This is a genomic window from Anaerobacillus arseniciselenatis, from assembly GCF_001865995.1.
Taxonomy (GTDB): domain Bacteria; phylum Bacillota; class Bacilli; order Bacillales; family Anaerobacillaceae; genus Anaerobacillus; species Anaerobacillus arseniciselenatis.
The window spans coordinates 26523-38339 of record NZ_MLQQ01000003.1; the positions used below are offsets into that span (position 1 = coordinate 26523).

Below are 11817 nucleotides of genomic sequence, written 5' to 3' on the forward strand. Positions count from 1 at the left end.
AGTATAATAAAAATCAGAAATCGGTTCGATAATCAAGACGGAGTTTTTTTATAGTGTAGTTAATCATCGACGAAACTATATAAATTTTTTTATCTGCATATGGAACCGATACCATATTAATATTTGTGGTTGCGGTTGTCATTTTTTTATAAACCGGTTGGTAGATTGGATTAATTAACAGGTTTATAACTTCGTCTAATATGGAACCGATACCACTACTGAAGCTTAGCTAATGGAGGGAAGAACATGGAAAAGAAGTGGTGGCAAAAAGAAGTAATTTATCAAATTTATCCGAAGAGTTTTTATGACTCAAATAATGATGGGATAGGGGATATTAAAGGGATTACGCAAAAACTAAATTATTTACAGTCTTTGGGAATTACGATGGTGTGGATTTGTCCAATTTACAAATCACCTATGGCTGATAACGGTTACGATATCTCAGATTATTATCAATTAAATCCAGAGTTTGGAGAAATGAAAGATTTGGATGAGTTGATTGATAAGGCGAAAGAAAAAGGGATTAAGGTTGTTCTTGATCTTGTTATCAATCATACATCGGATGAACATCCATGGTTCCAAGATCTACTTCAGAATCCAAAGACAAGTAAGTATAGAGATTATTATATTTTGAAATCAGGAGAAAATGGTCAACTTCCTACTAACTGGCGCTCTGTTTTTGGTGGAAGCGTATGGGAGCCTTTGCAAAATACAGATGAGTATTATTTCCATTCATTTGATGTGAAGCAACCTGATTTAAATTGGGAGAATAAAGAAGTCAGAGAAGAGCTATATAAAATGGTGAATTACTGGCTTGATAAAGGCATTGCCGGCTTTAGGGTAGATGCAATAACGTTTATTAAGAAAGATCAAAACTATGATAACCTTCCTGCTGATGGATTTGATGGGCTTGTCAAATGTACAAAGAAGGCCCGTAATCAGCCAGGGATTGAAGACTTTTTACATGAATTAAATGACGAGACATTCTCCAAATATAACTGTGTAACAATTGGCGAAGCTCCTGGAGTACCTTATGAGCAGTATGGGGATTACATCGGAGACAATGGGTACTTCTCAATGATTTTTGATTTTAGATATGCAGACCTTGATGTTGCTTCAGGCAGTGAGTGGTTTAGAAGAATTGATTGGAATGTCTTAGATTTAAAGAATTTAATCTTTACGAGTCAAAAGGAAATCCAAAAAGCTGGTTGGGGAGCGAACTTTTTAGAAAATCATGATCAGAACAGATCGATCAGCAAGTATATAAAAGAAGAAGAGAACCGAAACTTCTATTCAGCGTCTATGCTAGGTGCAATGTTTTTCTATCTTCGCGGGACTCCATTTATCTATCAAGGTCAAGAAATTGGCATGACGAACTTTGAACGTAAAAGTATTGAAGAGTTTGATGATATCTCTAGCATCGACCAATATTATCGTTCTATGAAAGAAGGCTTTAGTGAAGAGGAAGCACTTAACTTTATTAATTTACGAAGCCGTGACAATTCTAGAACGCCATTTCACTGGAGTAACAAGGAATATGGTGGGTTCTCAGAAGTCAAGCCTTGGTTAGGGATGAATGAGAATTACGCATTGATCAATGTGGAACAACAAGAGAAAGATCCGAATTCAATTTTGCAGTTTTATAAAGAAATGATTAAAGTTAGACAGTCGAGCGATGCAAATCAATGTTTAATTTATGGAGAAATTGAACCTATTTTAGAAGATCATCCGACGGTTGTTGCCTATAAACGGAAGCTTGGGAATGAAGAAGTTGTTTGCTATTTCAACTTTTCGTCTGAGGATCAAAAAGTCGAATTTGAACATAGCAATTATAATGTTCTATTAAACAATTACAAAGAAGAGAAAGAGTCCCTATTCGAACAATTATGTTCATTAAAATCTTACCAAGCACTAATACTCCAAAAGAAAGAAGCTGGTTATGATGAGTGAAAATAAGTACGAACGTATAGGAAAAGAACTGATACAAATTATCGGCGAAGATAATATCGAATCCTATGTTCATTGTGCAACAAGACTACGATTTTCTGTTAAAGATCGGAAAAAGATTGATGATGAGGCCATTGAGAAAATTGATGAGGTGAAGGGTGTATTTTATAATGCGGGTCAATATCAGGTCATTTTAGGTACTGGAACTGTCAATAAAGTCTATTCAGCTTTAAGAGGAGGTCGGCCAGATGAAGAGGAGGAGCAAGAGTCCTCGTCTTCTAATAAGGAAAAGGGTATCAGGAGGGCTGTACGAACGTTAGCTGATATTTTTATTCCGATCATCCCAATTATTGCTGCAACGGGTTTATTCCTTGGTCTAAAAGGTGTTTTGACAAGTGATGCGTTCTTAGGGTTAATTGGAAAGAGTATTGAGGATATTCCTGAATATCTTTTAACTCTAATATCTGTTCTAACAGATACTGCATTTGCTTTCTTGCCAGCTTTAATCTGTTGGTCTGCTTTTAGAAAATTTGGTGGTATGCCGGTCATTGGTTTTGTACTTGGATTAATGCTAGTTTCTCCTTCGCTGCCAAATGCATATGCAGTAGCAGACATCAACAGTGGGGTAGAACCTATTATTGCTTTTGGTTTCATCCCAATTGTTGGGTATCAAGGTAGTGTGTTAACAGCTTTAGTTGTAGGGTTCTTTGGAGCGAAACTTGAGAGGAAGTTACGCGCTGTCATGCCCAATGCTTTAGACTTAATTTTTACTCCGTTCTTTGTTTTACTATCTATGATGATTACTGGTTTACTTATTTTAGGACCATTATTACATTTTTTAGAAGCGGGATTAGTGGCAGTTGTAATCCAGCTTATAGATATTCCTCTTGGTATTGGAGGATTATTGATTGGCTTTATTTACCCGTTAGCGGTTATGACAGGGATGCACCATTTATTTATTATGATTGAAACTACTATGCTTGCTAACACTGGCTTTAACCCTTTAATTACTCTATGTGCGATGTACGGCTTTGCGAATGCGGGTACATGTTTAGGAATTACAGTAAAAGCGAAAAAAAGTACAGTAAAGGTTACAGGAGCGAGTGCAACAGCAACTCAGTTGCTAGGGGTTAGTGAACCAGCCTTGTTTGGGGTCGTGATGAGGTATAGTACGAAACCGCTTTATGTCATGATTGCTTGTTCAGCCGTTGGAGGTGCCATTCTCTCTTTATTGAATGTTCAAGCAAATTCATATGGTTTAGCTGTCGTACTTTCTCCTTTAATGTACATTTATGATTGGAGTCAGCTTCTTGCTTACCTTGTTGTATCCGTGATCATTTTTGTTGCTGCGTTTGTAATCACTTACTTATTTGCTGTACCAAAAGAAGTTATGGTCGAAGATGAAGAGGTAAAAGTTAGGAATGTGGGATGATTACTAATAAACAGTTGAATCTGTATGATAAAAATGAGTTGCCGTCGCAACTCATTTTTATCATATTTTTCTAATTAAAAGAAGTTCTTCGTGAAGAAGAGTTACTTTTAATCAAGTTGTAAAATTGATTAAAAAGGTAACCCCACTATATCCTTCTATCTGCGAGTACCATTTAACACATGTGGAGTGTAGAAACAAGGATGCATATTAAAAGCGATGATTAAGATTTTTTGTTTCTTTACTGGTGTGTTAAGTAATTTATCAAACAAAATGCTAACATAATGAAAAATAAAGGAGGCTTCTCGTGAGTTCAGCGAACTTATGAGAGGCCTTTTTTCATTTCTTGCGTCATATGAAGGTTCACTAGCGATACTAAAAATTTGATTACGGTATTCTAGAAGAAAATCATATAACACAACAAATCTTTACAGAAAGAACCCGGATTAAATTTAAATATGAACAACGTTTATTTGTATTTAAGCAAAAGTTCATAATCACACGTTTTAGACCGTAATCAGTAATCATTGTTAGACAGTCTGACGTGCGGTTTGATGAGGGGGGAAACTCATAAGAGGTCCCCTACTTATTGTATGTATCTTCTAGTAATATTATAGATTTATTGACATATTTCAAAGATTTCAGAGGAGCTCAAAGTGCATGGAAGCACGGATTCCTATTCTTCCATGGTGTTATATATATCTATTTTTAATAGGTAGCCGGTTCCATAGGCGATCCGTTAACATAATACACCTTAAACGTAACATAAACGGTTTCTATAAATTGATACGGAATACATAATGAATTTGTAACAAAAACATTTGATATCTATTGAAGTCTTTTCGATGCCACTGTTTGCTACAGAATTATATTTTTTTCTGAAGGTTGAATGCGCTTACTTTAAAGACCTTTAAACTAATGGCGGTATTCTAAAACTAGCAGTCTGAATGGAAAATTCAATAGGATCTAAATGTAATAAAAAATGGGAGGGTTTACATGATGAAAAAGAAGCTTTTATCGGTTTTATTATGCATGTTATTAGTAGTATCCTTTGCTAGCGTTGGTTTTGCCGATTCCACTACTTATGAAGCGGAAGACGCTAATTTAGTAGGGGCAACGTGGGCTAATGAGAATGAGGATGGAGTTGGTTTTGTAGGTGGATATGATAACCCTAGTTCTGATTGGGTGGAGTTTACAGTAACGGTTTCTGAGACTGGAACTTATGAAGTGGAGCTATCGTATGCTACTCCAATGGACAACGCCTCTGTGGCAGTGCATGTTAATGGAGGAAGCGCTACTGTTGTACCAACACCATCTACTGGAGATTGGGCTGATGGTGGTTTCCAAACCATTACTTTCGACCTTGACCTTGAAGAAGGTGAGAACTCTGTAGTATTTAAGCAAAACACAGAGTATGTTCAACTTGATTACATTAAAGTTTTTGGTAATGGAGAAACAGCTGTTGATGAAGAGGCAAGTGAAGAAAATGAAGGAGCAGCCGTAAACCCAGAGACTGGTGATGCGGGAGTCGCAATCTACTATGTAATTGCAGCTCTTGCTCTTGTTGGATTTGGTACATTAGTAATTACTAAAAAGAAAGTTGCAAATCAAGCATAATTTTATTTCTAACTGGAAATTGGCGGCATTTATGTCGCCAATTTTTTTAAAAAGTTTCGGAGCAATGTTTAGGGAGGAGGGAAACAGGTTGAAAACGGAATCAATACGACAGAAGAGAACAAGTTTGGTAAAACTCGGGATGGTTTTGTTTGCGGCAGTCTTTCTCTTTTCTGGGTTTATGATTACTACCTATTTTGTAGACAGGGCTAAGAGCCAGGCGGCATACGACTCCCTTCAAAATGTGTACTATTCTTTCGCAGACATGGAAGAGGAGGATCAAGCCCAAGCTGAGCAACATGGTGATAATACAGACACAGACCTTCAGAATAATGTCATGGCTAGTTTCCACCCCCTCTTAGAAAAAAATGAGGATACGGTAGGCTGGATCCGTATTGACAATACGGTGGTTGATTACCCAGTTGTACAGGGTAATGATAATGAGTTTTATCTAAATTACACGTTTAATAAAGAAAAGAATAAATCAGGCGCATTGTTTATGGATTTCCGGAACTCAATTGACTTCTTAGATCAAAATACCATCATCTACGGTCACAATATGATGGATGGCTCCATGTTCGGTGAGTTGAAGAAGTACCGAAATGAAAGCTTTTTCGAAGAAATCAACGTCATTACCTTTGATTCCTTATATGAGGAAATGGAGTGGGAAATATTTGCAGTGTTTTTGTCGGACACATCCTTTAACTATATAAGACCAAATTTTCCTGACGAAAATGCCTTTCAACAGTTTATCCAAACAGTGGAAGAGAAAGTGCTGTATTCAACGGAACTGGAAATTACTAATGATGATCATATATTAACGTTGTCCACTTGCGCTAGTGATTTCGATGATGCCCGTTTAGTCGTGATGGCTAAACGGGTAGATAATTAATTTAGTAGTCGATGCTAACAAAAGATTATGAAAGCGGTTAAAAAACACCGGGAATACGACTATGTGGAATTCCAAAATGTATATGCTCCAGCTGATGGCACTTATGCATTAAAGATTTCCTATGCAACACCAATGGATAACGCGTCAGTTGCCTTGCTTATCAATGGTGAGGAAACGGTGCTAACAACTCCGCCAACTGCTGATTGGGCCATTTTTAATACGAAGCTAATTGCCGTTGATCTTCAAGAAGGGGATAATTCTTTACTGTTCACCGCTCAAGAAGGGTTTGTTCAAATAGACTATATTGAGGTTTTAGGTGAAGTTGGAGAGGAAGGGCTCGACGAATTTGTAGAAAATCCTAAGACGTATGATAATGGGATATTACTATATGCCTTGTTAGCTTTAATGTTCCTTGGTGGCTTTGCTGCTACATTTTTGGTGAGAAAAAGAATGGCAGGCAACGATTTAATAGAATAGTTGTTTTGGTCAAGAATTTCCCAGTTTAATGGACATTACTAGTCTATTAAACTTTTTTTATTTTGGTAAACCAGGGAGAGGTGTTATTTATTAATCTTGGAAAATAACATTAAACACCATTGCCGAACTTCGGAGAATACAACGCTTTCAATAAGTAACAAAAGACACCTTTTTCGTAACGTAATGAGTTTCGACAAATTGCTATATCAAACATAATAAAGGAGAAATAACTTACTGAGGAGGAACACAGAATGAAAAAACAAAAGCAAATTTTACTTCTGCTTGTCTCTATGCTGCTTATTTTTGTAAGCGTTGCATGTTCATCAAAGGAAGAAGCGAGCAGTTCCACAAATGGGGATAATCAAGTGGATGGAAATGGAGAAGTAGTAGAAAGAACCGTCATTGATTACTGGCACACTTATGGGGAGCAAGAAGAAAGAGTACTTTATAACGAAATTAAACCTTTGTTTGAAGAGGAGTTCCCTCAATACGAGCTTAAACTTACAAGAATGCCGTTTGAAGGATTAAAACAACAGGTTATTACAGCTGTCGCTGGTAGTGCAACACCGGATCTTATGAGAATGGATATTGTTTGGACAGCTGAATTTGCTGAAATGGGTGCATTAGTGGATGTAAGTACGTTAGATGGTTTCGAAGAAGTAAAGGAACAGTTATTTGAAGCACCAATGTCTACAAATTTTTATGATGGCGGTTATTATGGATTGCCGTTAAACACCAATACTAAAATTGCTGTATATAATGAAAAACTATTAAATGAAGCAGGTTTCACTGAGCCCCCTGCCACAATGGAAGAGTTAGAAGAGGCAGCACGTGCTTCTGTAGCTGCAGGTTCAATGGGTGGTATTGGTATTTTGGGACTTGGACAAACTTGGGAATGGTTGCCATATTTCTGGAGTTTAGGTGGTACATTGACAAATGACGATTTCACTCAGTATGAAGGATATTTAAATAGTGAAGCAAGTGTAAACGCTTTAGAAACAATTTTAAGTTGGCATGAAGAAGGACTAGTTACTCCAACTATTTTAAACGGACAACCTGGTTTTTGGGAAGGGATTGAAAGAGACCACTATATGATGATTAACGATGGTCCATGGTACTTCTCCATTCTAGGTTCAGACCAAGCGAGACCAGACCCGCTAGATTATACAGTTTTCGGTCTTATCCCTGAAGGTCCTGCTGGAAGTATTTCCCCAATTGGTGGTGAAAATATTTCCATATTCCAAAGTGCAAAGAACAAAGAAGGAGCTTGGGAGTTCTTAAAATGGATGACGTCGGAAGAACCACAAGCGATTATGGCTAAGGGAACTGGTCTAATTCCAACGAACATGGAAGCAGCACAAGACGCTGAATTTTTACAAATACCTTATGTCCCTTACTATGTGGAACAATTACAAACGGCGTTACCTCGAACTCCAACTCCAAAATGGTCAGAAATTGAGGAGCACCTTTCATTGAATATTGAAATGGTATTCAGAGGTGAAATGGATCTCCGCGAAGCATTGGATGATGCCGCAGCAAAGGCTGATGAATATTTAAGCAAATAAAAATAGCATTGGCACTTATAACCTCATTGTTGATTAGGAATCTATTGATTAGTGAACGGTGTGAGTGACAAGAGCCTCAATGTAAAGATAATCGCACCGTGGAGTGTGAAAAATTCAATTTTCAAAAGAACACTTCATAAATAAGGTCTTGTTGAAGTGTTCTTTTTCCTTAATTTTTCTGAAAAAGAGGTGTTATACATGCCACAGTTAAAGGAAGAAGCACCAACTACCTCTTTAATGCCAAATAAACCGACTAAAGAACAAAAAAGAAAAAACTTTAAAAAAGGTTTAAACCAATGGAAAGAAGTCTTGCCTTTCCTAATATTAGGCTTAATTGGAACTGGTGTCTTTGTTATATACCCGCTATTTAAGGGGGTTGTTATGAGCTTTCAGGATTACAGTCCTTTTCCAGGTGCTGAAAATCCATGGGTAGGCTTTGACAATTATTTAAGGGCATTTGAGGATCGGAAATTTTCTTATGCGGTTCGAAATACGGTTTTAGCCATCGTCGTTACTGTACCGATTGTCTGGTTTTTGGGGATATTTTTTGCCTCATTAATCAATTTAACATTTGTAAAGTTTAAAATAACGTTTCGGACATTATATTATCTTCCAATTATTACCTCTTGGATCGTTATTGCATTTTTATTCCAATATTTGTTTGCTTCTGGTGAGTATGGGTTTATTAACTACTTATTCTATACGAAGCTTGGTATTTTCAATGAACCCATTGGTTGGTTTCAAAATCAATGGACAGCTTTAGTGGTAATATGGCTTTTCCATATATGGAAGACAGTTGGTTGGGCAGTCATCGTTTATTTAGCAGCTTTACAAGGGATACCAAAGAATCTTTATGAAGCAGCGGAAATTGACGGGGCATCTGCTATCGATAGTTTTAGATTTATCACTATACCAATGGTTGTTCCCATCACAATTTTTGTTATTATTCACCTCATTATGGGGGCTTTCAACATTTTCCCTCAAGTTTACTTTCTAACTGGTGGGGGACCAATGAATCAAACAGAAGTAATCCAAACAATGATTTATACGGAAGCGTTCCAACATATGAATTTTGGTTATTCTTCTGCCCTTGGGGTAATGATGGGTATCGCTATTTTCCTAGTTACATGGACGCAGCAGAAAAAAATAGGAAAGCAAAATTACTATTAAACTATGACAAGGAGGGATACCGTTGCAGCAGAGGGTACATTTTTTCTGGAAGTTTGTCGTATACAGCATGTTGCTAATTGGCGTCATTTTGTTTATCTTTCCGTTTATTTATATGATTTTAACTAGTTTTTTACAAGGAGCCTATACGCTCCCAAGACCACATGAAGTATTATCGGCAAAACCGAGCCTAGACAACTATAAAGAGGTTTGGAATAACCATAATTTTGCCCGTTACTTCATGAACAGTATGCTCGTAGCTGGAGTGGCTATGTTTGGAAGTCTCTTTATTGGCTCCCTTTCGGCATATGCGTTCGCGAGATTTGAGTTTCCATTTAAGGAATTATTGTTTCGAATATTCTTATTCACGTTGATGATTCCACTAGTATTAGCGATTGTGCCGCAATTTACGGTGATTAATAGCTTGGGTCTTGTTAATACGTATTTAGGTCTTTGGCTAATTTATATTGGTGGCGGGGTTGTTGGAACGACTTTTTTCTTACGGGGATTCTTTGAAACGATTCCTAAGGATTTAGAAGAGTCCATTATCATCGATGGGGGAGGAAACTGGCGAATTTATTGGAATATATATCTGCCTCTTTCGAAACCTGCCCTTGGTACAATGGCGATATTTGCTTTTTCAGGAACGTGGGATGAATACTTTGTAGCATTATCGATTATTAAAGAGGAGTCATTGCGAACATTACCAATCGGATTGATGATGTTCCAAGGCCAATACGCCAGTAACTGGTCGTTAGTATTTGCGGCTTCCTTGATCGCGATTCTCCCAGTAATCATCCTTTATATTATTTTCCAAAAGAAATTTGTCCAAGGTGGACAAACAGATGGTGCCTTAAAGGGTTGATAACAGGTAATTACACATTGAACGAATAAGAATGAAGGGGGATTTACCAGTGAAAAAAAACGTCGTTTTATTTGTTAGTTTGTTAATTTTTTTCGTCCTTCTTGCAGGTTGCTCCAATTCTTCTAAAGATATGGTGTTGTCGGTAGAGGCGGAAACAATGGAAGCTGGAAAGTGGATTGAACTTGTTACGAAGGACTTAGCAAGATATGAACCTGGTGATACAGTGAAATTTGAGCTTTCTTTACAAGAGGAAGTGAAGCGTGGGGAATTAGTCGTCCGCTATAAACATTTAAATGAAATCGTCGCTGAGCAGGAAGTGAAAGTGGATGGCAAGAGTATTACTTGGGAATGGACACCTGGAGGAGATGACTTCACAGGGTATATGGCAGAGATTTATTTAGTAAGCTCAGGGGATGTCATTGACTATGATACAATAGCGGTAGATGTATCATCTGATTGGGCGAAGTTCCCTAGATACGGTTATTTAGCCGATTTTTACGGAATGGAGGAAAGTCATCAACAGGACGTGATTGCGAACCTAAATCGTTTTCACATAAACGGCCTTCAATTTTATGATTGGCACGATGTTCATGAGCAGCCCGTTCCTTTTGATGAAAATGGCGATGTAAAAACGATGTGGTATGATCTGGCTAACCGTGAAGTATATCTTGAAACAGTGGAGCGGTATATTGATTTAGCCCACGAAAGAAATATGATGGCCATGAACTATAACCTATTGTTTGGTGCAAGCGAACATTTTGAAAATTACGGTGTAAAAAAGGAGTGGGGAATCTTTAAAGATCAATTCGCTCAGAATCAAGATATTCACCCTGTTCCACCAGCCTGGAAATACGATATTCATTTATTTGATCCAGGTAATGAAGATTGGCAAAACTTAATGATTGAACGTCAGCGTGATGTTTTTGAAAACTTAAACTTTGATGGTTGGCATGTGGACCAGCTTGGAGATCGTTCACCGTGGTACACATTTGATGGGGAACTAGTTGATATGCCACGAGGGTATCGCTCTATTTTGGAAAAAACAAAGGAAGAATTGGATGTAAGGTTAGTATTAAACGCAGTATCCATGTATGGTCAAGAGGAGATTGCCAAGTCTCCTGTAGACTTTTTGTATGTGGAATCTTGGGATGAACCATTATATGAGGATTTGAAGGAAGTAGTTGATTATAACTGGGAGCTGACAGATGGAGAGCTTGCTACGATCTTTGCTGCATATATCAACTTTGATCTTTCTGACTCCTTAGGGAACTTTAATACTCCAGGTGTTTTATTTAGAGATGCGGTGATCTTTGCCGTCGGAGGTCATAACATATCCCTTGGGGAAAATATGTTGTCGAAAGAGTACTTCCCACATAAGCGATTAGAAATTACCGACGAATTACAAGAAGAGATGATAAACTATTATGATTTTTCTGTAGCCTATCAAAATCTTCTCCGTGACCGTGTAGTGGATGTGGAAAGGAAGGTTACTTCCAATGACCTTGCTATCAGTCATGATGCGGAGATGGGAACTGTCTGGAACTTTACGAAACAAAAAGATAATAAGGACATTCTCCATTTCCTAAACTTTGTGGATGTAACTTCCCTCGAATGGAGAGACACGGATGGAACGCAGCCAGAGCCTCAACGCTTTGAGGACATCAGCTTTGCTGTTGAAGTGGACAATGAGGTGGAAAAAGTATGGTTTGCCTCTCCCGATGTTAATAAAGGTGCTTCCTTTGAGTTAGACTTTAGTCAAGAGAATGGTGAGCTTACCTTCACCCTTCCTTCATTGAAATATTGGGATATGGTGGTTATCGAATACAAATAGCTGACCGTGCTTGTGTTCATATTGTGATAT

Annotated in this window: 9 protein-coding genes; all 9 read left to right on the forward strand. The window is 37.6% G+C overall.

The window, feature by feature from the left end:
* Nucleotides 1-246: 246 nt before the first annotated feature.
* The 9 genes from BKP35_RS05515 (at nucleotide 247) to BKP35_RS05555 (ending at nucleotide 11787) form a co-directional block, all read left to right on the forward strand.
* Nucleotides 247-1950 carry a glycoside hydrolase family 13 protein gene (locus BKP35_RS05515; protein ID WP_071312420.1) on the forward strand — a complete coding sequence of 568 codons (1704 nt, stop codon included), beginning with the start codon at nucleotides 247-249 and terminating at the stop codon, nucleotides 1948-1950.
* Nucleotides 1940-3379 (forward strand): PTS transporter subunit EIIC, encoded by a 1440-nt coding sequence (locus tag BKP35_RS05520; protein WP_245741875.1) that lies wholly within the window; start codon nucleotides 1940-1942, stop codon nucleotides 3377-3379. Before BKP35_RS05515 ends, BKP35_RS05520 begins: the two co-directional genes overlap by 11 nt.
* 993 nt (nucleotides 3380-4372) lie before the next feature.
* Nucleotides 4373-4993 carry a CBM35 domain-containing protein gene (locus BKP35_RS05525; protein WP_071312421.1) on the forward strand — a complete coding sequence of 207 codons (621 nt, stop codon included), beginning with the start codon at nucleotides 4373-4375 and terminating at the stop codon, nucleotides 4991-4993.
* 88 nt (nucleotides 4994-5081) lie between these two features.
* The gene (gene srtB, locus BKP35_RS05530) at nucleotides 5082-5882 is read left to right on the forward strand and encodes a class B sortase (RefSeq protein ID WP_071312422.1); all 801 of its coding nucleotides are present in this window, start codon (nucleotides 5082-5084) and stop codon (nucleotides 5880-5882) included.
* Between the two features lie 27 nt (nucleotides 5883-5909).
* A complete protein-coding gene (locus tag BKP35_RS05535; protein ID WP_084031482.1) occupies nucleotides 5910-6359 on the forward strand; it encodes a CBM35 domain-containing protein in 450 nt (149 codons plus the stop codon).
* 251 nt (nucleotides 6360-6610) lie between these two features.
* Nucleotides 6611-7924 carry an extracellular solute-binding protein gene (locus BKP35_RS05540; protein ID WP_071312424.1) on the forward strand — a complete coding sequence of 438 codons (1314 nt, stop codon included), beginning with the start codon at nucleotides 6611-6613 and terminating at the stop codon, nucleotides 7922-7924.
* Nucleotides 7925-8122: 198 nt separating this feature from the next.
* Complete coding sequence (locus tag BKP35_RS05545) at nucleotides 8123-9094, forward strand: carbohydrate ABC transporter permease (RefSeq protein ID WP_071312425.1); 972 nt, start codon at nucleotides 8123-8125, stop codon at nucleotides 9092-9094.
* A 22-nt stretch (nucleotides 9095-9116) separates the two neighbouring features.
* Complete coding sequence (locus tag BKP35_RS05550; protein ID WP_245741877.1) at nucleotides 9117-9956, forward strand: carbohydrate ABC transporter permease; 840 nt, start codon at nucleotides 9117-9119, stop codon at nucleotides 9954-9956.
* Between the two features lie 49 nt (nucleotides 9957-10005).
* Nucleotides 10006-11787, forward strand: a complete 1782-nt coding sequence (locus BKP35_RS05555) for a glycoside hydrolase family 66 protein (RefSeq protein WP_071312426.1) — start codon at nucleotides 10006-10008, stop codon at nucleotides 11785-11787.
* The last annotated feature ends 30 nt before the right edge of the window (nucleotides 11788-11817 follow it).